Source organism: Rickettsia tamurae (assembly GCF_000751075.1).
Taxonomy (GTDB): Bacteria; Pseudomonadota; Alphaproteobacteria; order Rickettsiales; family Rickettsiaceae; genus Rickettsia; species Rickettsia tamurae.
Genome location: NZ_CCMG01000014.1, coordinates 1 through 23,199 on the forward strand (window position 1 = coordinate 1; position 23,199 = coordinate 23,199).

Below are 23,199 nucleotides of genomic sequence, written 5' to 3' on the forward strand. Positions count from 1 at the left end.
TATTTACAGATAACCTCTTATACCGATAAAAATTTTTATTAGGTTTTATATCGATGAATAATCAAGGTAGAAGTATTTTAGCTTGGGCAGCACTTTTTGTTTTTGTAATATTACTTTTTAATGTTTTCCAATCTGACGGTTTACTTGGCGGAAGAAATAATATAACTTTCTCGGATTTTTTAACACGAGTTGATGAAAAGACCGTTAATTCGGTAAAAATTCAAGGTAGAGTAATTGAAGGCACTTCAAATGACGGCTCTACTTTTAACACTTATGCTCCTGATTATCCTGATTTAGTAAATCGTCTTAATAGCAATGACGTTAATATTGAAGTAGTGCCTCTTGAAACAAGAATGAATACCTTTTTAGGCTTTTTAATTTCTTGGTTTCCTATGCTTTTATTGATAGGTGTTTGGGTTTTTTTCATGCGTCAAATGCATGGAGGCGGGAAAGCCATGGGGTTTGGAAAATCTAAAGCTAGGTTGCTATCAGATAGAGGACCAAAAATTACCTTTAAAGATGTAGCAGGTATCGATGAAGCAAAAGAAGAATTAACTGAAATAGTAGATTTTTTAAGAGATCCAAGCAAGTTCCAAAAACTTGGCGGTAAAATACCGAAAGGCTGCTTACTTATAGGTCCTCCTGGAACCGGTAAGACACTTCTTGCTAAAGCAATTGCAGGTGAGGCTAATGTTCCGTTTTTTAGCATATCCGGCTCTGATTTTGTTGAAATGTTTGTAGGTGTCGGTGCAAGCCGTGTGCGTGACATGTTTGAACAGGGTAAACGTAATGCTCCTTGTATTATCTTTATCGATGAAATTGATGCGGTAGGTCGCCATAGAGGTATCGGTATGGGCGGCGGCAATGATGAACGTGAGCAAACCTTAAACCAAATGTTAGTCGAAATGGACGGATTTGAAGCAAACGAGGGAGTTGTGATCATTGCAGCTACAAACCGTCCTGATGTTCTTGATCGTGCATTACTACGTCCCGGTAGGTTTGATCGTCAAATTGCCGTTGCAAACCCCGATATAAACGGTCGTGAGCAAATTCTAAAAGTACATTTAAAGAAAATTAAATATAATAGTACGGTACTAGCACGAATTATTGCTAGAGGTACTCCGGGCTTTTCCGGTGCCGAACTTGCTAATTTAGTTAATGAAGCTGCTCTTATTGCTGCAAGGCTTGGTAAGAAAGAAGTAGATATGCATGATATGGAAGAGGCAAAAGATAAGGTGCTGATGGGAGTTGCACGTCGCTCTATTGCAATGTCGGAGAAAGAAAAAAGGTTGACTGCATATCATGAAGGAGGACATGCATTGGTTGGGCTTTATTGTCCTGCAGCATCGCCTATTCATAAGGCTACGATTATACCGCGCGGTAATGCTCTTGGGATGGTGCAAAGACTTCCTGAAACTGATGAATATTCTCAGAATCGTGAACAGATGGAATCATCTATAGCAGTTTATATGGCAGGAAGAGTAGCGGAGGAAATTATTTTCGGTAGAAATAAAGTTACCTCAGGCGCTTCGTCGGATATAAAAGGTGCAACTAATATTGCAAGAGCGATGGTTACAAAAGCAGGTTTAAGCGATTTAATAGGACCTATATTTCACGGTTCAAGTGGTGACGATATGTATGGTAGACAACCTAATAATGAAACCTCGGAAGCTACTGCAGAGTTAATCGATGCCGAAGTTAAAAGAATTATTACACAAGGATATGAATTTGCAAAAGATATTTTAACAAAACATATAGATCAACTTCATACCTTAGCAAATGCTTTAATTGAATATGAGACATTGTCCGGTCAGCAAATTAAAAATTTACTTAGCGGTAGAGCTTTAGATTCAGAAGAGGAAAATAAATTTCCTTTTAATGATTCATCTACTATAAAAATAGATAAAGAAAAATCACCTGGGAAAACAAAAACAACTAAAGCTAAAAAAGAGAGTACTTAAATGGCAGAGTTAAGATTACCGCCAAATTCAGTAGTAAAAAAAGGTAGAGAGCATAAAGAAAACGAGGAAATGCTAAAACCTCGTAAGATAAAGATTTATAGATATAATCCTGACCTCGACGAGAATCCTACTATCGATAGTTTTGAGATAGATTTAAGTAAAACCGGACCAATGGTTTTAGATGCTTTAATTAAAATCAAAAATGAAATCGATTCGACTCTAACATTTAGACGTTCTTGTCGAGAAGGAATTTGCGGTAGCTGTGCAATGAATATTGACGGTACAAATACTTTAGCATGCATAAAACCAATAGAAAATATATCAGGCGATATCAAAATCTATCCGCTTCCTCATATGAAAGTAGTGAAAGATTTAGTACCTGATATGTCGCATTTTTATGCACAATACGAATCTATAGAACCTTGGCTCAAAACCGATAGCCCTACTCCTTCAAACTCTGAAAGGTTACAGTCGATTAAAGACCGAGAAAAGCTTGATGGTTTATATGAGTGTATATTATGTGCTTGCTGCTCTACTTCCTGTCCTAGCTATTGGTGGAACGGTGATAAATATTTAGGTCCTACGATTTTACTACAAGCATATAGATGGATTGCCGATTCAAGGGATGATCATAACGGTGAACGTCTTGAAGCTTTAGAAGACCCGTTTAAGCTTTACCGTTGTCATACGATTATGAACTGTACTAAAACCTGTCCTAAAGGCTTAAATCCTGCTAAGGCTATAGGTAAAATAAAAAGTTTAATTGCAGAACGTCATGGCGTGTGATTCTTGGCGTTGTTGCATGGATCTAAAAATGCGTTCGGTGTCATACCGTGGCTTGACCACGGTATCAAGAAAAACAACTTAAAATGCTAAAATTTTAGTATTTTAAACTGGATCCCGCGATCAAGTAGCGGGATGACACCGGAAAAACTGATCCACGCAACAAAGCTGTGATTCTTAATTAATTATTTTTAAAAATGATAAAATAATGAAAAAAGCAATTATTTTCTGTTGGCTATTTCTTAGTTCGATATCTTGTACTTTTGCCGTTGATTGTAATAATGCCCTGACACAAGGTGATATGCATTATTGTGCCGATGAAGAATATAAGAAAGTTGATAAGGAACTAAATCAAATATACCAAGAAATATTAAAACATATTTCAGACAAACAAGAACAAGTTAATTTACTTAAAAAATCTCAAAACTTATAGATTAAGTACCGAGAAGCTGAGTGCGAATTTCAAAGCTTTGGGGTTTATGGCGGTTTTGTATATCCAATGATACTGCTTATGTGTTTTACAGAAAAAAACCGAAGAGCGTATCAAAGAATTTGAAGCCATGCTGAAATGTGAAGAAGGCGACTTAAGTTGTCCATTTATAATCAAGACTCAGAACCTAGATTAATTCATAATTTGTAATACTTTAAATAATGTTCCCATTTGTTTCGGTGATATTAGTCTTTCTAGCTGTCTTTCTATTATTTGTGCTTGCTCAGACATCTTTCCAAACTCTACTTCTAGAGGTAATTTATACGTCGATTCGATACTCGCATCCTCACGTACTAAAGTGTACGCTGCGGTGCTGCGTTTCGTGTCTCCTTTAAATTGCTCTCTATAAGCGAGTTTGGAAAGATGTCTATCATTAAGCTTGTCTTGCAATGTTTGCTTGCGTAATAAGATTCCGTTTTCTATTAAAAAATCTCGTTGCGATATTGTATCTATTACGTTTATTTTATTATTTTTAGCTACTGTTTTTAATGTATAAAAATCCACATGTGCCGATAAATCGGCCTCTCCAAGATTCTCAAGGATGGGACAATATTTATGATTTTTGACCGCTTGTAATGTTGGATTATATTGATATCTAGTTCTACCATTCGGAGCTATATCATAACCGTAATCTATTGTTAAGCAACTGCCGCTCTGTGTTTTTAGATGTTCAGCTATAAATTTTATAATTTCTATAGATTTATAAGATTCTTCAAGCACTGCTCCGGCTTTTGCTTCAATATGAGTTCTTAGTAAATATTCTTGTAATGGTTTATTAATGCTTATTTTGTCGTATTTAATTCTCCCATCTACCGGTTGCACCACAAATATTCTTTCATACCATAATTCCTTGACTTTAACATATTGCCTTATCGGCATAGCATCAAAGAATTCATTAGCTATTATTATAGTAGGTTTTTTGGGTATATCTTCTATAAATGATAGGTGTTTAATCGGTAAATCAATATCTTGTAAATTAGCCTTTTGATGAACAATAAAATTTTGATTAATTTCTATTAGTTCAATTGATAAAGCTTTATAAAATTCCGGTACTAATTTTGCAGTACGTAGTAAATCACGCATTAATAGACCTCGACCTGGACCAAGCTCAACCAAACTAAGACTTTTTGGGCAACCGATTCTTTGCCACTCTTTGATACACCATAAGCCGATAATTTCACCGAATAGCTGCGAAATTTCAGGAGCCGTAACAAAATCACCTTCGCTAGCCAAAGATTTTACTTGCTTATAATAGGAATTAGGATTTGATTGTAATACTTCCTGCATGAGAACATCGCAAGTAATATAACCGTTTTGATCAATTAATTGTCTTATTTTGGATTCGATTGACATATTAAATAACTTCCTAAAAGTAACATAGGTACAGATAAGATTTGTCCCATAGTTAAGCTATCTAAAATAAACCCGATTTGTATGTCTGGTTCTCTAAATATTTCAACAGCGATTCGGAAAAGAGCGTAAAATGTTAAAAATAGTCCTGAGTTTAAACCGCACTTTTTAAGAGTTTTGTGCTTAAATGTTGCATATGCTAGGATAAAAAATAATACTAAACCTTCAAAAAAAGCTTCATATAACTGACTAGGATGTCTTGGCATCAAATCACTATTCGGAAAAATCATACCAAAAGAAGAATTCGTAATACGTCCGTATAGTTCGCTGTTAATAAAATTAGCGATTCTACCTAAAAATAATCCGATAGGTACTACAGGGGCTGTTATATCCGTGAGACTTAAAAAATTAATTTTATATTTTCGGCAAAACAAATAAGCAGCAATAATCACCCCTAAAGCTCCGCCATGGAAAGACATACCGCCTTCATAAGTTTTTAAGATATCTATTGGATTTGAAAAATATCTAGAAGGGTTATATAATAAAACAAACCCTAGTCTGCCTCCGACTATTATGCCTATAACGGCATAAGTAATGAAATCTTCTAGATTTTTTTTGGTAATTTGAGGCTTAAATTTTTCTATAATTTTGTTTGCATAGAACCAGCCTAGCAAAATTCCTACTACATATGAAAGAGAATACCAAGAGACAGCAAGTGGACCTATAGAGAAAATAATTGGATTGATATTAGGAGATGTCATAGATAAATAAGTTATTTAATTCATTTAATGTCTGAGTTACGGAAAATTACGTAAGTAATTGACGAGGCAATCCAGTTTTTTATTATTTTTATGGGTTGCCGCAGTTGCTTCGTGGCTTCGCAATGATAGTATCTATATTTGGTTAGCAATACTAAATTCTTTTGAGTTAAAATTATTGATAAAAATAAAATTTTTAGTAATAATAAAAAAGATTTATATTTTATAATAATAATGATAGGTAAAATATGCAATATTTAATGGATCTATATCATACCTCAAGTACTGAGTTAGTATTATTGTTTGTTATGTTAGTATCTCTTATACCGGTGATATTTCTAATTAAAAGATTAATTTTTATTCCTGTAAAAAATTATTTAACTAGACATCATTATGATGATTATGAAAGGATACTAAAAAAATATCCTATATTTCGTTATTTATTACACACTTTATTAGCAATTTACTTTGTATGTTGGGGAAATATTTTCCATCCTACTTCTTTTAAAGCACATATATTACTAGGAATCAAAGATACTATAGTAATCTTATATACTAGTATATCCGTGACGATGTTATTATTAACGCTTATAGATGCTTTTGCAGATCTGTATCACAATAGGATCAAAGCCGTTACAAAAAATGCACCGCTTAGCTTATATTTTCAAATATTAAAAATTATTGTCATAGTTATTGCAGCAATGGTAACTATTTCATATATATTAAATATTTCACTTAGTACATTCTTAACAAGCTTAGGTGCAGCCGCAGCTCTTTTAACATTTATTTTCAAAGATACCGTTTTAGGATTACTTGCAAGCTTGCAACTAACTACTCAAGAAATTATTAATATTGGAGACTGGGTACGTATAGGCGAAATTGAAGGAACAGTTGAAAAAATTACTATTTCTGTAGTAACAATTAGGAATTTTGACCAATCTATTTCTACAGTTCCTACTTACAGCATTTTAAATTCTAACGTAACTAATTATAGAGGAATTAGTGAATCAGGAGCAAGAAGGGTAAAGAGAGTATTTAATATTAATATGGCAACTATTAACTTCTGTGATGCTACTATTTTAAAAGAACTAAAAAAATCTCCTTATATATCAAAGGATGTAATAGATAAAATCACTCTTGATAAAGAAGAGAAAGATTTAACTAATATTAAACTATTCAAATTATATATTCAGGAATATCTAAAAAATAATCCGGCAGTTTATACCGAAGGGTTTACTTTTCTAGTAAGACAGCTTGAACCTACGATTAATGGGTTGCCTATAGAAATATATCTCTTCGTTAAAGAAGTGAATTTAGTAGGTTATGAAAATATACAGGATAATATTTCTGAACATTTAATTTCTATACTTCCTGAATTTAAATTAAAAATATTTCAGAATGTGGGAGTGGTATAATATATCCGAAGTAAAATGAAAAGTAGTAAAAATAAAAAAATAAATTAAATTTGTATCCAAGATGAAGGGCGACTTCCATCTTGGATATTCACTACTTTTGAAAGAAAAGAAGTATATATACTACTTGATTATTTTCTCTAAATGCTTTAAAACTTAAAGCTTTAAAAATATGAAAATTTAAGACCTAGGAATGAATGATAATATAATTAATTTAATAGCCGCTATTATACTGTCTTTAAGTATAATCTTCGGTTGGCAGTATTTTGTTGTAAAACCTGAACAAAAAAAACAGCAACAGCAAATAGCAGTGCAGAAAGCAGAAAATTTAAAGAAACAACAGTTAAAAGCTTTAGTAGAACCTGCAACTGATATTGTTGTTCAAGAAGAAAGTCAAGTACAGCGTATTAAAATAGAATCTGAATCACTCACCGGTTCTATTTCATTAAAAGGACTTAGATTTGACGATTTAATATTAAAGAAATATAAACAAGATTTATCTAAAAATAGTCCTGAAGTGAGATTATTTTCACCGGCTAATACAGAAAATGCATATTTTGCTGAAATTGGTTTAGTTAGTAATTTATCTAGTGTAAAACTCCCTAACAACGATACTATATGGAATAGTGATAGTGAAATATTAAGCCCTGAAAAACCCGTTAATTTATTTTGGGTTAATGAAGACGGAGTTAAATTTTTAGTTACTATTACTGTCGATGAAAACTATTTATTTACTATAGAGCAAACCATAGTTAATAATAGTGATAAAGAACTTCCTGTCCAATCTTACGGTTTAATAAACCGTAAATATATTGCTGTAGAGAAAGCGGTAAATATATTACATCAAGGACCTATCGGGTGTATAGACGAGAATCTTAAAGAATATTCATATGATGATATTAAAGATAAAAAAAGCGAAAAATTTGCTGCAGGTAAGGTCGATTGGATAGGAATTACTGATAAATATTGGTTATCTTCCTTGATTCCGGATAAATCAAGTAATTACAGCTCGAATTTTAATTATGCTCTTAAGCAAGGGGCTGAAAGATATCAGGTAGATTTTATTTCACCGGTACAAATAATAAAGCCCGGCGAAAATTTTTCTATTAAAAGCAGAATTTTTACTGGAGCAAAAAAAGTAGATTTGCTTGATAAATATGAAAAGCAATATGATATCAAATTATTTGATAGAGCTATTGATTTCGGCTGGTTTTATATAATTACCAAACCGGTTTTCTACGCCATGAATTTTTTCTATGGCTATGTCGGTAATTTCGGTGTTAGTATATTAATTGTTACGGTTATAATTAAGCTATTAATGTTTACTTTAGCCAATAAGTCTTATCGTTCGATGAAAAAAATGAAAAATTTACAGCCGGAAATCGATAGGATAAAAAATTTATACAGTGATGATAAGGCACGTTTAAATCAAGAAATTATGGCTTTATATAAAAAAGAAAAAGTAAATCCGGTAGCAGGTTGTTTACCTATACTTTTTCAAATTCCAGTATTTTTCTCCATCTATAAAGTATTGTATGTAACTATTGAAATGCGGCAAGCACCGTTTTACGGCTGGATTAAAGACTTATCTGCACCTGACCCTACTACTATTTTTAATTTATTCGGCTTATTACCGTTCTCGCCGCCGTCATTTTTAATGATTGGAGCATGGCCTATTTTAATGGCTATTACTATGTTCTTACAGCAAAAAATGAGTCCTGAACCTGCGGATCCGATGCAAGCTCAAGTAATGAAATTTATGCCGCTAATTTTTTTATTTATGTTTAGTAGTTTTCCTGTGGGACTTTTAATATATTGGTCTTGGAATAATATTCTATCCATAATTCAACAATATTATATTAATAAATTTAATTAATTAATGAGAATAGATAAAAATTTACCTAATTATCTAACTATTGCTCGAATAATGGTAATTCCGGTTATTATACTGGCATTTTATATAAATAATTCACTTGCACGTAAACTTGGGGCATTATTATTTGTTTTAGCTAGTATTACGGATTTTTTTGACGGTTATATTGCAAGAAAATATAATTTAGTTACAAGTTTTGGCAAGATGTTTGATCCTATAGCAGATAAGTTACTAGTAGGTTGCGTTATTATAATGCTACTAAAAAAGGATAACGTAGATGAGATACCTTGCTTATTAATTTTAGCACGAGAATTTTTAGTTAGCGGTCTTCGGGAATTTTTGGCTATAGTAAAGGTTAGTGTGCCTGTATCGAGACTTGCTAAGGTAAAAACGTTTTTACAAATGTTTGCTTTATCGATATTGATACTAGGCTCAAAAGGTTCAGGAATTATTTATTTAGATATAGTAGGGGAAATAATTTTATGGATTGCCGCTTTTTTAACAATCATTACGGGCTATTCTTATTTTAAAGCATGTAAGAAATATTTTTAAATAGGAGAATTTTATGATATATGTAAAATGTATAATTTTAGGTTTTATTATGGTGTCTAGTTTAAATCTTTACGCTGCTAACAATGATATAATTGCCGATAAGAAAGTTGTAAAGGTAGAAGTAAGTAATGAACATTTAAAAACATTAAATGAAGCTTCTACTCTTTTAATTAGTTGTGTAGATTTTAGATTAATAGACGAAACAGATAAATTAATGAAGCAATTAGGATTAGAAGATAATTTTGATAAAGTATCACTACCGGGTGCATCGCTTGCCCTTGTTAACGACAAATATACTTATTGGGGAAAAACAATAGAAGATACTATCGAGATTTTACAAGAATTACATAACATCAAACAAATTGTTTTTCTTGATCATAGAGAATGTGGAGCTTATAAAATACTTATAGGTCAGGAACAGCTAAATACCAAGGAAAAAGAAACGGCAGCCCATGCAGAAATTTTAAACAAAGCCCGTGATATAATAAAAGAAAAATTTCCCCAATTAAAAGTTTATACTTTTTTAATGGGTCTTGATGGTGTAGTAGAGCAAATTTATGAAGATGTAATTCCTAGCTAAAAGCAGCTTTGTTGCATGGCTCTGATGTCATTCCTGCGAAAGCAGGAATCCAGAAAAAAAAAGTATAAATATAGCAAATTTTTAAAATTAAAAGCTCGATTTATCTCGCTTTATGCTGGATTCCTGCTTTCGCAGGAATGACGTCAAGTAGATTTTTCGATCCATGCAACAACACCTGCAGTCGCTCGCAATGACAATTTTGGAGTCACGCAACAACGCTGAGAAAAATAATTTATTTTGTATCTTTGTTCTTATTATCATTAGAATCAGCAGTATTATTCTTTTGGTCGTTTTCTGCCGGTAGTTTAGAGATAGATAGTTTTTGTTTATATTTTTGTTGCTTTGCTAAAAAATTTTGAGCCTCTTTGGAAAGGCTGTTATATAGTTCACGTTTCTTCTTATTAATATCGACTATTTCTACTCTATATTTTTGTACTTCCTTCCGTACTTCCGGTTTTATAGTACCGGCGTAAGCAGAAAAATCATCTATAATTTTTTGTGTTGTAACATCGTTAGTTTTTGCACCGTCTTTTTTGGAGCCGTCAGAAGTTGTACTATTGGCAAAGCAGCTTGTACTAAGTAAAATAGCTATTCCAAATATTATTTTTTTTATCATATAAACCTTAAGCCTTATTCTTGATAAGTAGACCATTTTTAAGTCTAATAGTCAATAGACTTCTTTTGGAACTCTGCTTCTAGGGGTAATTTGTACGTCAATTCGGTACTCCCATCCTCACGTACTTTTTTGTACGCTGCGGTGCGAAGTGAAGTGTTTCCTCCAAATTCCTCCCTATAAGCGAGTTCGAAAAGAAGTCTAATATATAATAGAAATTATATGTATTTTCTATTTGTATTTTATTGTTTGGTGAGTATAAATATACTAGGTTCTGTGAAGGAAAATTAAATTAATCTATTTTTGCTATTTTTTGCTGTAAATCATAAGATTTTTTTAAAATAGGAACAACTATTACTGCAAAAATCTTATTAATTTTCGCTAAAAAATATCTGAAAATATAATTTAATTTTCCTTCACAGAACCTAGTAGTTGGGAATAAATATAAAATTATGAAAAATATACAATATTATAATAATAATGCTCAAGAGTTTTATAACAGAACAATCAATGCAGATTTATCTGATAACTATAAAGCATTTACTAGCTATTTACCTGAAAAAGCTCATATTTTAGATGCAGGTTGCGGAGTTGGCCGTGAATACAAAATATTTTTTAAGTCAAGGATATCAAGTTACCGCTTTTGACGGCTCAACCGAAATGGTCAAATTAGCCACAAAAGAAACCGGAATAGATGTACTGTACTCAACTTTTCAAGATATCAATTTTAAGAAGTCGTTTGATGGAGTTTGGGCTCAAGCAACTCTCCTTCATGTACCTTATAATGAAACAATCAATGTTTATAAAAAAATTCATGCTGCATTAAAGCCGGAAGGGATTTTTTATGCTTCTTACGGATACGGTTCAGATATTATACAACGTGATGATCGCGATTTTTACAATATGAATGAAGATACAATAAAACCTTATTTTAACGGGCTTTTTGAGGTAGTTAAAATATGGATGGAAAAGAGTAAGAGATTCTCTCCAAGTAAAGAAGCATTATGGTTAAATTTTATTGTAAAAAAAAGTAAAACAATATGATCAGATTAGTTTATTTATTTCTCACTTTAATAATCAGTTTTAAAATATACGCTAAGGAATATAAAGGCTTAACCTATAATCGTTATGAAAAAGATAAGCATGTTATTCATGTGTTAACTATTGATCCTAAGAATTTTGGGCTAAAACTAGTTAAAGCACATAATCAGGTTATAGGCAGAGAAACAGTAGATGCTATAGCACACCGCACTAATGCAGTTGCATTAATGGCGGATTCTTTGAAATCGCCGGTAGCGATGACGGCAGACCAAGCCTTACTTTAATGATTGACGGCAAGCTATTTAGTCTTAGAACAACTACAAAGCTTGTTAATCATAGATCAAAATAATATCCAAATTACCAAAGCATCAGTAAAAATTTCAGTAGAAATAGGTGATAAATCGATTATTCCAAATCAAGTGAATTATTTTTCAAATCCAAAAGATATTACTTTCTATAATGATGTTTGGGCGTCCTCCACATTAATGCCGTATGCTAACAAAGAAATTTTGATTGACCGGAATTTTATTGTTACGGAAATAAGCAAGCATGGTGATAATCAAATTCCGCAAAAAGGCTTTATATTGTCCTTTCCACAAGAAATAAGTTTACCGGTAGTAAATATAAATGATTCCGTAAAGCTAAATTTAGAATTTATCGATAAAGACGGTAAGCCTATAAATTCAAGCAAAACCGCTTCAGTAGTAACCGGTATTCCGTTGTTGGTTCAAAACGGTAAAAATGTTATAGATAATCCAAAGCAAAATGATTCGGCTCATGCTCGTACCGCTCTAGGGGTGCGTAATGACGGTACTATAGTGATAGTTGTAGTAGAACAGATATATAAGCAGCATATAAAAGACATTAAGTTTGAACAAGTTAGATCAATTCTACGAAAAGAAAAAGGTATAACTTTTGAAAAATTAACAATTCCCGAAGCGTTAAAAATTCTAGAAAAACATCTTGTTAATGATACTGTGATAGGGCTAACTAAAACAGAACTTGCAGATTATATGTTAAGCCTTGGATGTGAACCAGCAATCAATTTAGATGGCGGCGGCTCTTCCACGCTATTTATGGACGAAAAAATTATAAATAATGTTACAGGTGATGAAGATGAAGCTTTAGGCGAATACAATACGCCCTGTATCTGATGTAATAGTTATTATACCAAATAATATAGAATAAATTTACGCTGCCTTAGCATGGAACGATGTCATTCCTGCGAAGGCAGGGATCCAGTAACTAAAAGATACAAATATATTTAATTTTTCATATTAAAAACTCAAATAATTTCGCTTTTTTCTGGATTCCCGCTTTTAGTTGGAATGACATACTAAAATTTTAGCTAGAATGATATTTGAGATTTAGAGAACTCTAAGATTTTATATTTTCCTGCTCCATAACTTTTTTACGCATTTCTAAATATTCTTCTTTAGTCATTATTTTTTTTGGGAGCTACATAATCTAAAAATACTTTTCCATTTGGATGATCGATTTCATGTTGGATAACTCTTGCTAAAAATCCTTCTGCGATACCTTGAATTTGATTTCCATTTATATCATATGCGTGATAATGAATTTTCTTGAATCTTGCTACCGGTCCTGTAGCATTTTCAATAGAAAAGCACCCCTCGTAATCTTCATGTTTATCAATACCTATCGGTTTATATGAGGGGTTAATCCAAATAGTTTTAGGCATTGTATCCTTAAGGTCAGGACGCTATTTTTTTAACTCTTCATTTTCATGTACTGCAAATATTATTATACATTTTGATATACCTATTTGCGGTGCAGCAAGCCCTGCACAATTTTCTTCTTGATCATATTTCTTTTCTAAAATAGATATATCACGTAAATCTTCTGAAGATAACGGAAAGTTTAAAGTTTTTGCCTTTATTCTAATAGTTTTATCCTCTGAACTATTTAAGGTTTGAAGTTCAAAGTTACATATTGCGGTAATGAAATATTGTTTTCATTTTTCATATTACTTTTACAACCTGTTATAAAAATTATAGCAGTTAATAATAGAGCTGTTTTTAATTTGGACATATATTTTATTATAATAATTTATAAATAGAAAATTATAGATAGAAATTAAAATCAAGTAAATAAATTGTCATATTTCTTTTACGCATCCTATAGTTAATAATTTTATTTAATTTCTTTTGAGAAAAAATCAATAGGTTTGACTTTTCTAACATATTCTAGTACAATGTTTATCTTCAAAATAAATAGAAAAATTTAATTTATGAGTACTCCCAAAAGTGACAATTATCTCTCGGAACTAAGAAAGGTAATTTGGCCTATAGAAAGATATGAAAATAAGAAGTTTCTTCCTATGGCGTTTATGATGTTCTGTATTTTATTAAACTACTCAACGCTTCGTTCAATTAAAGACGGGTTTGTAGTAACGGATATAGGGGCAGAAGCAATAAGTTTCTTAAAAACATATATAGTACTACCTTCTGCCGTAATCGCTATGGTAATTTATGTTAAGCTCTGCGATATTTTAAAGCAAGAAAACGTGTTTTATGTTATTACTTCATTTTTCTTAGGGTATTTTGCATTATTTGCATTTGTTCTTTACCCCTACCCTGATTTAGTTCATCCTGATCCTGAAACCATAGAATCTTTAAGTTTAGCTTACCCTAATTTCAAATGGTTTATAAGAATAGTTGGGAAATGGAGTTTTGCATCTTTTTATACTATGGCAGAGCTTTGGGGAACAATGATGCTTAGTTTATTATTTTGGCAATTTGCTAACCAAATTACTAAAACCGATGAAGCTAAACGTTTTTACTCAATGTTTGGTTTACTTGCTAATTTAGCATTGCCTGTAACATCCGTAATTATTGGATATTTCTTGCATGAAAAAACTCAAATAGTTGCAGAACATCTAAAATTTGTGCCTTTATTTGTTATAATGATAACAAGTAGCTTTTTGGTAATATTAACATATAGATGGATGAATAAAAACGTTCTAACCGATCCTAGACTTTATGATCCGGCATTAGTAAAAGAAAAGAAAGCTAAAGCTAAAATGTCATTAATAGACAGTTTTAAAATGATCTTTACTTCTAAGTATGTAGGTTATATTGCATTGTTACTTATTGCTTACGGTGTTTCAGTAAATTTAGTTGAAGGGGTTTGGAAATCCAAAGTAAAAGAATTATATCCGACGAAAGAGGCTTATACTATATATATGGGTAAGTTCCAATTTTATCAGGGTTGGGTTGCAATTGCTTTCATGCTTATAGGTAGTAATATTTTAAGAAAAGTATCATGGCTAACTGCAGCTATGATAACTCCATTAATGATGTTAATTACCGGTGTAGCATTTTTTGCATTTATCTTTTTTGATAGCGTTATTGCTATGCATTTAACAGGCATTCTTGCTTCGGGCCCTTTAGCACTTGCTGTTATGATCGGTATGATTCAAAATGTTTTAAGTAAAGGTGTAAAATATTCTTTATTTGATGCCACTAAAAACATGGCATATATTCCGCTTGATAAGGATTTACGAGTAAAAGGACAAGCTGCTGTTGAAGTTATTGGAGGAAGATTCGGTAAATCAGGCGGTGCTATTATTCAATCTACATTCTTTATTTTATTTCCTGCATTTGGTTTTGTAGAGGCAACTCCTTATTTTGCTTCTATATTCTTTGTAATAGTAATATTATGGATATATGCTGTTAAAGGTTTAAATAAAGAGTATCAAGTTTTGGTAAATAAAACTGAAAAATAGAATTCGTTAAAATTTAATATTATAAAAAAGCAAGTTTCTTAGAAGCTTGCTTTTTTTATAGTCGGAGAGTTTATAATATGACAAATACAAAACCCAAAATTAAAACTCCAAGATCGCCATATGTAAAAAAATATAATAGTTGGCGAATAAGGATTTTGTATTCTATTATTATAGGTTATGCGACTTTCTATTTTTGTCGTCAGAATTTTAATATAGCAACTCCTGCTATAAGAGAATATTTTGGGGTTACTAAAACACAAATTGGTTGGATATTAACTGCTTCATCTATTATGTATGGAGTCAGTAAAGCTTGTAACGGGTTTATTAGTGATAAAGTTAATGCTCGAATATTTATGATTTTGGGTCTTTTATTTGTCGGGATCATTACTATTCTAATAGGTTTTTCAGATTCTTTATGGCTTATAGGAATTTTATGGATAGCCAGTAACTGGTTTCAATCTATGGGTTGGCCTCCTGCAACAAAAATGCTTACTCACTGGTTTGCTTCAAAAGAACTTGGAACTAAATGGGCTATGGGTGCAACTTCTAATCAAATAGGTGGTGCCCTTGCTATGATAAGTTGCGGTTATTTAATCGATAAATTTGATTGGAGAGCTGCTTTTTTCGTTCCCGGTGTAGTTGCTTGTATAGTATCGCTTTTTTTATATAATAGGCTTCGTAATTCTCCAAAAGAAGTAGGTTTATCTACCGTAGAGGAATATAAAGAATATCCGCCTGAAGCTGTAGGGGATTATGAGAAGCTATTAACTCCCCAATTACTTAAAATGGTCTTTTGTAATAAGCTAATATGGTATGTTTGTTTAGCAAACATGTTTGTTTATATAATACGTTCCGGAGTAATTTATTGGGCTCCAACATTTTTAAAAGATTTACGTAATATAAGTCTTGCAAATGCAGGCTTACAAATCGGTTTATATGAAATGATAGGTATCCCAGGGGCATTAATAGCAGGTGTTTTATCTGATAAACTATTTCAAGGTCGTCGAGGTCCTGTTGCATCCATATGTATGGTATTGCTTAGCTTATTGTTAGTCTTGTTTTGGAAAATTCCTATTCAAAGTGAATTATTAAGTATAGTAATTCTTTCTTTAATAGGCTTTTTTGTTTCAGGACCTCAGCTCCTTGTAGGTATAGCAGCTGCTGATTTCAGTACCCGTCAAGCTGTCGGTACAGCTAATGGATTATCAGGGTTATTTGGTTATTTAGGAGCGGCTATTGCGGGAGTCGGCGTAGGATGGATTAGCGATAATTACGGTTGGAATGGGGTATTTATATTTTTCAGTATTTCTGCTCTTTTAGGAGGAGTATTATTTGCTTTAACATGGAATCGTTCAGCTAAAAAATAAATTTAATAATTATATAAAGGTTACAAAATGACAATACAATATACTTTTTCAATGATTAAGCCTGATGCTATCAAGAGGAACAAAATAGGACAAGTTAATACTTATTTGGAAAATGCAGGCTTAAAGATAGTAGCTCAGAAAATGAAATTTTTAACTAAATATGAAGCTGAGTGTTTCTACGATGAACATAGAGCAAGACCGTTTTTTAATAGCTTAGTTGAATATATTACTTCAGGAGCGGTAGTACTTCAAGTTCTTAAGGGGGAAGATGCTATAACTTTAAACCGCACCGTTATTGGTGTAACTAATCCTGCTGAAGCTGAAGCAGGAACTATTAGAAAAGATTTAGGCGAATCAATTGAGGCTAATAGTATTCATGGTTCAGATAGTGAAAATAGTGCGAAAAGAGAAATCGAATTTTTCTTTAACAAATCTGAAATTATAGAATAATTAATGCTAAAATATGACGTAATAGTTATAGGCGGTGGACATGCAGGCGTAGAAGCAGCAGCCGCTTCTGTACGTCTTGGAGTTCCTACTCTCTTAATTACGTTAAAACCGGAAAATTTAGGTGAAATGTCTTGTAATCCAGCAATCGGTGGAATTGCAAAAGGCACATTAGTTAAAGAAATCGATGCACTTGATGGGTTAATGGGTTATGTTATAGACCAAGCCGGTATACATTATAAAATGCTGAATGAGACTAGAGGACCGGCAGTTTGGGGACCTAGAGCTCAAGCTGATCGAAAGCTTTATAAAAAAGCGATGTATCAAATATTAACAAATTACCCTAATCTAGATATATTATATGGAAAAGTGGAAGATATAGAAATTAAATCTTCTAAAATTGAAGCGGTTATTTTAAATAACGGTAGCAAAATTCTTTGTCAAAAAATTATATTAACTACAGGTACTTTCCTATCAGGTCTTATTCATATTGGACAAAAAAAAATTCCTGCCGGTAGAGTAGATGAAGAGCCTTCGTATGGATTATCAAATACATTAAAACAAATAGGTTTTAAACTGGCTCGTTTAAAAACAGGTACACCGCCTCGAATTGACGGACGTACTATTGATTATAGTAAAACAATTTTACAACCCGGCGATAAAATTCCTCGTCCTTTTTCTGAATTAACAAATGTTGTTAATGTTCCTCAGATAAATTGTTTTATCACAAAAACAACCTCAGAAACTCATGATATTATACGTGAGAATCTTGATAAATCCGCAATGTATTCAGGGCAAATAGAAGGAATAGGACCGCGATATTGTCCTTCTATTGAAGATAAAATAGTCAGATTTAGTACAAAATCAGAACATCGTATATTTTTAGAACCTGAAGGGTTAGATGATTATACGATTTATCCAAACGGTATTTCTACTTCTTTGCCTGAAGATGTGCAACACAAATTAATCAAAACAATACCAGGATTAGAAAATGCAAAGGTTTTACGTCCAGGTTATGCTATAGAATATGATTATGTTGATCCACGTGAAATAAGTGTTACGCTAGAGACAAAAAAAATAGCTGGATTGTATTTTGCCGGGCAAATTAACGGTACTACAGGATATGAGGAAGCCGCAGGGCAAGGTATAATAGCCGGTATAAATGCTGCTTTAGCAGTAAAAGATCAAGCACCGTTTATGTTAACAAGAGCAAACAGTTATATTGGAGTAATGATTGACGATTTAACAACATTTGGTACTATAGAACCTTATCGTATGTTTACTTCTCGCTCAGAATATAGATTATCTTTAAGAGCAGATAACGCTGATTTACGTTTAACAGAATTAGGGATGAACATTGGAGTTGTATCAGAAAAACGTAAAAAAATATTCACAAAAAAATGTGAAGATATAGAAAAAACAAAATCATTATTAAATACCTTGTCTTTAACTACTAGTAAACTTGCTAAAATGGGTATACAGGTTGCACAGGATGGTACATATAAAACAGTATTAGACTTATTTAAAATACCTAATTTTAATGTTGAACAAGCTATTAAAATTTTTCCTATGCTTAAAGAAACGCAAAATAATAACATTTTGCAATTACTCTATATTGAAGCAAAATATGCTTCATATTTAACTAGACAACACGCAGATATTAATTTATTTCAAAGTGAAGAGGCACAGTTAATACCTAAAAATATTGACTATTTTAAAATACCAAGTATATCATTAGAGATACAGGAAAAACTTTCTTCCCATAAACCTGCTACTATTGGTGTAGCACGTCGAATTCCAGGGATTACACCTGCAGCAATTACGGCTATTATAATTTATTTAAAAACTAAATATAGTGATGGAAGTTCCACGTGAAATAATTGAAAAGTTAGAAATTTTTCAAAAGTTAGTTAAAAAATGGAATAAATCAATCAATCTTGTATCGGATAATAGTATACATAATTTTTGGCAACGCCATATATTAGACTCATTACAATTAATACAATATATTGATAATAAAGAAATACATTTAGTTGATATAGGAAGCGGTTCTGGTTTTCCTGGTGTAGTATTATCTATAGCAGGGGTAGCGAAAGTAAGTTTAATAGAAGCTGATTTACGTAAATGTATATTTTTAGAAAAAGCATCAAAGATATCAAATAATAACATACAAATAATCAATCAAAGAATAGAAAAAGTGGAAATAGATTGCAGTATATTAACTTGTAGAGCTTTCTCTAACTTAAATACAATATTTAATTGCATAAAAAATATTTCAGTACGAGAAAAATTTTTGTTATTAAAAGGAAAAAATTATTTAATTGAAATAGTAGAAGCTAAAGAAAGATGGTTATTTGATTATTTAATACATCAAAGTATTACTTGTGAAGAAGGGAAAATTCTAGAAGTTAATAATTTAACAAAAATTATATGAAAGTAATTGCTATTGTTAATCAAAAAGGAGGGGTAGCTAAAACTACAACTACTGTAAATTTAGCTACAGCTTTTGCTGCTGTAAATAAAAAAATTTTAGTTATAGATCTTGATCCTCAAGGGAATAGTAGTACCGGTTTTGGAATTAGTCAGCAACAACGCAAAAATACTATATACCAAGTATTAACAAATTTAATAGAATTGAAAGATGCAATAATTTCTACAGATATACCAAATTTAGAAATAATTACTTCAAACACTAATCTATCTGCGGCTGAATTAGATTTAACAGAATTAAAGGACCGAGAATATATTTTAATGAAGCTATTGGAAGAAATAAAAATATTATATGATTATATAATTATTGATTGCCCTCCTTCATTAAATTTATTAACGGTAAACGCTTTAGTTGCAAGCGATGAAGTGCTGATTCCAATGCAATGTGATTTTTATTCTTTAGAAGGATTAAGTCACTTGCTAAAAACAATTGAAATTATAGAGAAAAAATTAAATCCTAAGATAAAGATTGCAGGTATATTATTTACAATGTATGATAAGCGTAATCGTTTAACTGAGCAAGTGGAAGATGATGTTAGAAAATGCTTAGGAGAATTAGTATTTAAAACCGTTATTCCAAGAAATATTAAACTATCTGAGGCTCCTTCATATGGAAAACCGGCTATTGTATATGATTATAAATGTTCGGGAGCAGTTGCATATATAGAACTTACAAAAGAAATCTTAGAAAGATATGGCGAAAAATAAAGGATTAGGAAGAGGATTATCTTCATTACTTGGAGAAGAAGTTATTTCTATAGAATCAGAAATAATACAAATAATAAATATTGATAAAATAAGACCAAATGAGAATCAGCCTAGAAAAAACTTTGAATATGATAAAATAAAAGAATTAGCAGATTCTATATTGAATAATGGTTTATTACAGCCTATTATTGTTGATAATAATTTCCAAATTATAGCAGGAGAGCGGCGTTGGCGTGCATGTAAATTAGCAAAAGTTTTAGAGATACCAGTAATTATAAAAAATTTAGATGCTAGAGAGAGTATGGAAATAGCATTAATTGAGAACATACAAAGAGCTGATTTAACAGTTATGGAAGAAGCTCGTGGCTTTAAATATTTAGTAGAAAATTTTAATTATACGGCAGAAAAATTAGCTGAAAGGCTTGGTAAAAGTCGTAGTCATATAGCTAATTTATTAAGGCTTAATAATTTGCCGCAGTCTATTCAAGATAAAGTAAATGAAAATATACTAAGCATGGGGCAAGCTCGATGTTTAATAAATCACGAACATGCAGAAGTAATAGCCGATCATATTATAAATAATGATTTAAATGTACGTCAAACAGAAGAACTAGTAAGACAATGGTATAAGAATGAGTATACAAAATCCCCTAACAATAATAACAAAGTAGGAAAGCGTTTTTTAAAGGACAACGCTACGGATAATGATCTAGAATTATTAGTAAAAGCTTTATCAGAAAAATTTGGTATAAAAATAACAATAGAAAATTATCCATTAGGCGGAAAATTAATATTTCATTATAAAGATTTGGAAGAATTAGACTTGATAGTATTAAAATTAAATTAAAAAAACTGTTAAAATTAAAGTATATATACAGCATTTTATTTCTTAAGATAAATATCTAAACGAGAAAAACAATGATAGAAATTACAATGTCTGATTTTGAATTATATGAACATAGAGCAATAAATTCATACAATACAGTAGTAAATATATATCGGTGCAAAATAATAATATAAGGAAATAAGTAATTTATGTCATATCAATATGTTTATAAAATGGTTGGTTTAAGCAAAATTATAAATGGTAAACGAATTTTAAAAGAAACAAATTTATCATTTTTACCAAAAGCTAAAATCGGTATAATAGGTCCAAATGGAGCAGGCAAATCGACTTTATTAAAAATAATGGCAAGTATTGATAAAGAGTTTGAAGGTAAAGCAACAGCTAAAATTGGTATAAAAGTAGGATATTTACCTCAAGAACCGTATCTTGATGCTAGTAAAAATGTTTTTGATAATATCATAGAAGGTCTTCATGAAAAGAAAAAACTTATTGATGAATTTAATTATATAAGTAACAAATTTGCTGAAATCACTGATGAAGAAATGCAAAAGCTTTTTGATAAACAAGCAGAATTGCAAGAAAAAATAGACAATTGTGATGGATGGAATCTAGAACGTGAAATAGAGATCGCAATGCTTGCTTTACATTGCCCACCAAAAGAAGCAGATATTACAAAAATTTCCGGTGGAGAAAAAAGAAGAGTGGCTTTATGTAAATTGCTTTTAGAGAAACCTGATATGTTGTTACTTGATGAACCTACAAATCATTTGGATGCAGAATCAGTTTCTTGGCTTGAAGATTATTTAAAGCATTATGAGGGTACTGTAATAGTAATTACCCATGATCGTTATTTTTTAGATAATGTTACAGAATGGATATTAGAAATAGATCGTGGAAATTGTATACCGTGGAAATCAAATTATAGTTCTTGGCTTGAGCAGAAGCAAAAAAAATTAGCTTTAGAAAGTAAAGAAGACGATGATAGAAAAAAACAATTGAATCGTGAACTTGAATGGATTCGTCAAACTCCAAAAGCTAGACAATCAAAAAATAAAGCACGTATTACAGCATATCAAGAGTTATTAAATAAACAACAAGAACAAAAAACTGATCCTACTCAAATAATTATACCTAACGGACCTCGTTTAGGGGATCTTGTTATTGAAGCAGAACATATAGCTAAAAAATTTAATAATAAAATATTATTATCAGATTTTAGTTTTAAAGTTCCACGTGGAGCTATTGTAGGAATTATTGGACCGAATGGAGCAGGTAAGTCTACTTTGTTTAATATTATTACAGGTAAAATAATGCCAGATAGTGGTTCTATTAAAATTGGTCAAACGGTAAAATTAGGTTATGTTGATCAATCACGGGATCATTTAGATGATAATAAGACTATATGGGAAGAAATTTCAGAAGGTCTAGATGAATTACAACTTGGTAATAGAATAATTAAAAGTAGGGCTTATTGTGCAGCTTTTAATTTTAGAGGTGGTGATCAACAAAAAAAAGTTGGACAACTTTCAGGTGGAGAACGTAACAGAGTACATTTGGCAAAATTACTAAAAGAAGGAGCAAATGTTATATTATTAGATGAGCCGTCTAATGATTTAGATATTGATACGTTAAGAGCACTTGAAGATGCTATTTTAGACTTTGCAGGTTGTGTATTAGTGATTAGTCATGATAGGTGGTTTTTAGATAGAATAGCCACTCATATTATATCATATGATAAAGAAAATAATGCTACATGGTTTGAAGGAAATTATCAAGATTATCATGAATATATGCTAAGTACTAACGGGAAAAGTATTTTAAATCCAAAATATAAACATAAGAAATTAATATAAATATGTCTTTAACACAAATATTATTAATTTTGTTTGTAGGAATATTGGTAACAAAACCGCATGATATTTTTATAATTATTAAAGAATTTAAAAAAATAAAAGCGTATTTAATTAATATTAAGTCGTCTATTATAAAAAATATAGATGAACCGTTAGAAACAGAGCAGGTAAATTTTTATTTAAAAAAAATTATTAACCTAGAAGGTTATTATCATGGTAATTATGATTTAACGACAATAAAAGAAAAATATTATACGCTAATAATTAACAATGACTTAATAGAAAATGAATCAGCGCCTGATATAACAGAGAAACACTAATTCGTG

The 23,199-nt window shown here is 31.1% G+C and carries 23 protein-coding genes and 1 pseudogene; 20 read left to right on the plus strand and 4 right to left on the minus strand.

The genetic code is table 11. The features are described 5' to 3' along the window. Window positions 1-53: 53 nt before the first annotated feature. From ftsH to MB29_RS12850, 3 genes are all read left to right on the plus strand, one after another. Window positions 54-1,961 (plus strand): ATP-dependent zinc metalloprotease FtsH, encoded by a 1,908-nt coding sequence (gene ftsH, locus MB29_RS04645; RefSeq protein WP_032139259.1) that lies wholly within the window; start codon window positions 54-56, stop codon window positions 1,959-1,961. Further along, window positions 1,962-2,747 carry a succinate dehydrogenase iron-sulfur subunit gene (locus MB29_RS04650; protein WP_032139260.1) on the plus strand — a complete coding sequence of 262 codons (786 nt, stop codon included), beginning with the start codon at window positions 1,962-1,964 and terminating at the stop codon, window positions 2,745-2,747. 205 nt (window positions 2,748-2,952) lie between these two features. Then, the gene (locus MB29_RS12850; RefSeq protein WP_233418949.1) at window positions 2,953-3,177 is read left to right on the plus strand and encodes a lysozyme inhibitor LprI family protein; all 225 of its coding nucleotides are present in this window, start codon (window positions 2,953-2,955) and stop codon (window positions 3,175-3,177) included. A 189-nt stretch (window positions 3,178-3,366) separates the two neighbouring features. On the opposite strand, the gene MB29_RS04660 is transcribed toward MB29_RS12850, so the two are convergent. Together MB29_RS04660 and lgt are read right to left on the minus strand one after the other, a co-directional pair. After that, window positions 3,367-4,587 carry a class I SAM-dependent methyltransferase gene (locus tag MB29_RS04660; RefSeq protein WP_032139261.1) on the minus strand — a complete coding sequence of 407 codons (1,221 nt, stop codon included), beginning with the start codon at window positions 4,585-4,587 and terminating at the stop codon, window positions 3,367-3,369. Further along, the gene (gene lgt / locus MB29_RS04665; protein WP_032139262.1) at window positions 4,566-5,345 is read right to left on the minus strand and encodes a prolipoprotein diacylglyceryl transferase; all 780 of its coding nucleotides are present in this window, start codon (window positions 5,343-5,345) and stop codon (window positions 4,566-4,568) included. The genes MB29_RS04660 and lgt overlap by 22 nt, the downstream gene beginning before the upstream one ends. Window positions 5,346-5,590: 245 nt before the next feature. On the opposite strand from lgt, the gene MB29_RS04670 reads away from it, so the two are divergent. The 4 genes from MB29_RS04670 (at window position 5,591) to MB29_RS04685 (ending at window position 9,759) form a co-directional block, all read left to right on the plus strand. After that, window positions 5,591-6,757 (plus strand): mechanosensitive ion channel family protein, encoded by a 1,167-nt coding sequence (locus tag MB29_RS04670; RefSeq protein WP_032139263.1) that lies wholly within the window; start codon window positions 5,591-5,593, stop codon window positions 6,755-6,757. 190 nt (window positions 6,758-6,947) lie between these two features. Then, complete coding sequence (gene yidC, locus MB29_RS04675; protein ID WP_032139264.1) at window positions 6,948-8,630, plus strand: membrane protein insertase YidC; 1,683 nt, start codon at window positions 6,948-6,950, stop codon at window positions 8,628-8,630. Between the two features lie 3 nt (window positions 8,631-8,633). Next, complete coding sequence (gene pgsA / locus MB29_RS04680; protein ID WP_032139265.1) at window positions 8,634-9,179, plus strand: CDP-diacylglycerol--glycerol-3-phosphate 3-phosphatidyltransferase; 546 nt, start codon at window positions 8,634-8,636, stop codon at window positions 9,177-9,179. A 13-nt stretch (window positions 9,180-9,192) separates the two neighbouring features. Next, a complete protein-coding gene (locus MB29_RS04685; protein ID WP_032139266.1) occupies window positions 9,193-9,759 on the plus strand; it encodes a carbonic anhydrase in 567 nt (188 codons plus the stop codon). A 232-nt stretch (window positions 9,760-9,991) separates the two neighbouring features. On the opposite strand, the gene MB29_RS04690 is transcribed toward MB29_RS04685, so the two are convergent. Next, window positions 9,992-10,375 carry a hypothetical protein gene (locus MB29_RS04690; RefSeq protein ID WP_032139267.1) on the minus strand — a complete coding sequence of 128 codons (384 nt, stop codon included), beginning with the start codon at window positions 10,373-10,375 and terminating at the stop codon, window positions 9,992-9,994. A 449-nt stretch (window positions 10,376-10,824) separates the two neighbouring features. Here MB29_RS04690 and MB29_RS11625 point away from each other — a divergent pair, with 449 nt between their 5' ends. Genes MB29_RS11625 through MB29_RS10325 form a run of 4 tightly spaced genes read left to right on the plus strand, consistent with a single transcriptional unit; the run spans window position 10,825 to window position 12,567 of the window. Then, window positions 10,825-11,019 (plus strand): methyltransferase domain-containing protein, encoded by a 195-nt coding sequence (locus tag MB29_RS11625; protein WP_215426252.1) that lies wholly within the window; start codon window positions 10,825-10,827, stop codon window positions 11,017-11,019. Further along, on the plus strand, window positions 10,970-11,416 hold the full coding sequence (locus MB29_RS04695; RefSeq protein WP_233418950.1) for a class I SAM-dependent methyltransferase: 447 nt from the start codon (window positions 10,970-10,972) through the stop codon (window positions 11,414-11,416). Before MB29_RS11625 ends, MB29_RS04695 begins: the two co-directional genes overlap by 50 nt. Then, window positions 11,413-11,697 carry a hypothetical protein gene (locus tag MB29_RS12855; protein WP_032139268.1) on the plus strand — a complete coding sequence of 95 codons (285 nt, stop codon included), beginning with the start codon at window positions 11,413-11,415 and terminating at the stop codon, window positions 11,695-11,697. Before MB29_RS04695 ends, MB29_RS12855 begins: the two co-directional genes overlap by 4 nt. Window positions 11,698-11,700: 3 nt before the next feature. Beyond that, complete coding sequence (locus tag MB29_RS10325) at window positions 11,701-12,567, plus strand: phosphodiester glycosidase family protein (RefSeq protein WP_233418951.1); 867 nt, start codon at window positions 11,701-11,703, stop codon at window positions 12,565-12,567. Window positions 12,568-12,790: 223 nt separating this feature from the next. Here MB29_RS10325 and MB29_RS10330 read toward each other — a convergent pair. Beyond that, window positions 12,791-13,465: pseudogene (locus tag MB29_RS10330) on the minus strand (peptide deformylase). 199 nt (window positions 13,466-13,664) lie between these two features. On the opposite strand from MB29_RS10330, the gene tlc1 reads away from it, so the two are divergent. The 9 genes from tlc1 (at window position 13,665) to MB29_RS04760 (ending at window position 23,193) form a co-directional block, all read left to right on the plus strand. Further along, window positions 13,665-15,161, plus strand: coding sequence for an ATP/ADP exchange transporter Tlc1 (gene tlc1, locus MB29_RS04720; RefSeq protein ID WP_032139269.1), 1,497 nt, complete (start codon window positions 13,665-13,667; stop codon window positions 15,159-15,161). Between the two features lie 77 nt (window positions 15,162-15,238). Continuing rightward, window positions 15,239-16,528, plus strand: coding sequence for an MFS transporter (locus MB29_RS04725; protein WP_032139270.1), 1,290 nt, complete (start codon window positions 15,239-15,241; stop codon window positions 16,526-16,528). Window positions 16,529-16,555: 27 nt separating this feature from the next. Then, window positions 16,556-16,978: a nucleoside-diphosphate kinase gene (gene ndk, locus MB29_RS04730; protein WP_032139271.1), complete on the plus strand. Its 423-nt coding sequence runs from the start codon at window positions 16,556-16,558 to the stop codon at window positions 16,976-16,978. A gap of 3 nt (window positions 16,979-16,981) precedes the next feature. Next, a complete protein-coding gene (mnmG, locus tag MB29_RS04735) occupies window positions 16,982-18,850 on the plus strand; it encodes a tRNA uridine-5-carboxymethylaminomethyl(34) synthesis enzyme MnmG (protein ID WP_032139272.1) in 1,869 nt (622 codons plus the stop codon). Next, the gene (gene rsmG, locus MB29_RS04740; protein WP_215426237.1) at window positions 18,834-19,409 is read left to right on the plus strand and encodes a 16S rRNA (guanine(527)-N(7))-methyltransferase RsmG; all 576 of its coding nucleotides are present in this window, start codon (window positions 18,834-18,836) and stop codon (window positions 19,407-19,409) included. The genes mnmG and rsmG overlap by 17 nt, the downstream gene beginning before the upstream one ends. Continuing rightward, window positions 19,406-20,173, plus strand: a complete 768-nt coding sequence (locus tag MB29_RS04745) for a ParA family protein (RefSeq protein ID WP_032139274.1) — start codon at window positions 19,406-19,408, stop codon at window positions 20,171-20,173. Before rsmG ends, MB29_RS04745 begins: the two co-directional genes overlap by 4 nt. Beyond that, window positions 20,160-21,020: a ParB/RepB/Spo0J family partition protein gene (locus tag MB29_RS04750; RefSeq protein WP_032139275.1), complete on the plus strand. Its 861-nt coding sequence runs from the start codon at window positions 20,160-20,162 to the stop codon at window positions 21,018-21,020. Before MB29_RS04745 ends, MB29_RS04750 begins: the two co-directional genes overlap by 14 nt. A gap of 188 nt (window positions 21,021-21,208) precedes the next feature. Next, window positions 21,209-22,873, plus strand: a complete 1,665-nt coding sequence (ettA, locus tag MB29_RS04755; protein ID WP_032139276.1) for an energy-dependent translational throttle protein EttA — start codon at window positions 21,209-21,211, stop codon at window positions 22,871-22,873. Between the two features lie 2 nt (window positions 22,874-22,875). Beyond that, complete coding sequence (locus MB29_RS04760; protein ID WP_008579523.1) at window positions 22,876-23,193, plus strand: DUF2672 domain-containing protein; 318 nt, start codon at window positions 22,876-22,878, stop codon at window positions 23,191-23,193. The last annotated feature ends 6 nt before the right edge of the window (window positions 23,194-23,199 follow it).

Excerpts from the sequence above, each read along its gene's own strand:
- ftsH (WP_032139259.1), top strand. The coding sequence starts at position 54 with ATGAATAATCAAGGTAGAAGTATTTTAGCTTGGGCAGCACTTTTTGTT.
- MB29_RS04650 (WP_032139260.1), top strand. The coding sequence starts at position 1,962 with ATGGCAGAGTTAAGATTACCGCCAAATTCAGTAGTAAAAAAAGGTAGA.
- MB29_RS12850 (WP_233418949.1), top strand. The coding sequence starts at position 2,953 with ATGAAAAAAGCAATTATTTTCTGTTGGCTATTTCTTAGTTCGATATCT.
- MB29_RS04660 (WP_032139261.1), bottom strand. The coding sequence starts at position 4,587 with ATGTCAATCGAATCCAAAATAAGACAATTAATTGATCAAAACGGTTAT.
- lgt (WP_032139262.1), bottom strand. The coding sequence starts at position 5,345 with ATGACATCTCCTAATATCAATCCAATTATTTTCTCTATAGGTCCACTT.
- MB29_RS04670 (WP_032139263.1), top strand. The coding sequence starts at position 5,591 with ATGCAATATTTAATGGATCTATATCATACCTCAAGTACTGAGTTAGTA.
- yidC (WP_032139264.1), top strand. The coding sequence starts at position 6,948 with ATGAATGATAATATAATTAATTTAATAGCCGCTATTATACTGTCTTTA.
- pgsA (WP_032139265.1), top strand. The coding sequence starts at position 8,634 with ATGAGAATAGATAAAAATTTACCTAATTATCTAACTATTGCTCGAATA.
- MB29_RS04685 (WP_032139266.1), top strand. The coding sequence starts at position 9,193 with ATGATATATGTAAAATGTATAATTTTAGGTTTTATTATGGTGTCTAGT.
- MB29_RS04690 (WP_032139267.1), bottom strand. The coding sequence starts at position 10,375 with ATGATAAAAAAAATAATATTTGGAATAGCTATTTTACTTAGTACAAGC.
- MB29_RS11625 (WP_215426252.1), top strand. The coding sequence starts at position 10,825 with ATGAAAAATATACAATATTATAATAATAATGCTCAAGAGTTTTATAAC.
- MB29_RS12855 (WP_032139268.1), top strand. The coding sequence starts at position 11,413 with ATGATCAGATTAGTTTATTTATTTCTCACTTTAATAATCAGTTTTAAA.
- tlc1 (WP_032139269.1), top strand. The coding sequence starts at position 13,665 with ATGAGTACTCCCAAAAGTGACAATTATCTCTCGGAACTAAGAAAGGTA.
- MB29_RS04725 (WP_032139270.1), top strand. The coding sequence starts at position 15,239 with ATGACAAATACAAAACCCAAAATTAAAACTCCAAGATCGCCATATGTA.
- ndk (WP_032139271.1), top strand. The coding sequence starts at position 16,556 with ATGACAATACAATATACTTTTTCAATGATTAAGCCTGATGCTATCAAG.
- mnmG (WP_032139272.1), top strand. The coding sequence starts at position 16,982 with ATGCTAAAATATGACGTAATAGTTATAGGCGGTGGACATGCAGGCGTA.
- rsmG (WP_215426237.1), top strand. The coding sequence starts at position 18,834 with ATGGAAGTTCCACGTGAAATAATTGAAAAGTTAGAAATTTTTCAAAAG.
- MB29_RS04745 (WP_032139274.1), top strand. The coding sequence starts at position 19,406 with ATGAAAGTAATTGCTATTGTTAATCAAAAAGGAGGGGTAGCTAAAACT.
- MB29_RS04750 (WP_032139275.1), top strand. The coding sequence starts at position 20,160 with ATGGCGAAAAATAAAGGATTAGGAAGAGGATTATCTTCATTACTTGGA.
- ettA (WP_032139276.1), top strand. The coding sequence starts at position 21,209 with ATGTCATATCAATATGTTTATAAAATGGTTGGTTTAAGCAAAATTATA.
- MB29_RS04760 (WP_008579523.1), top strand. The coding sequence starts at position 22,876 with ATGTCTTTAACACAAATATTATTAATTTTGTTTGTAGGAATATTGGTA.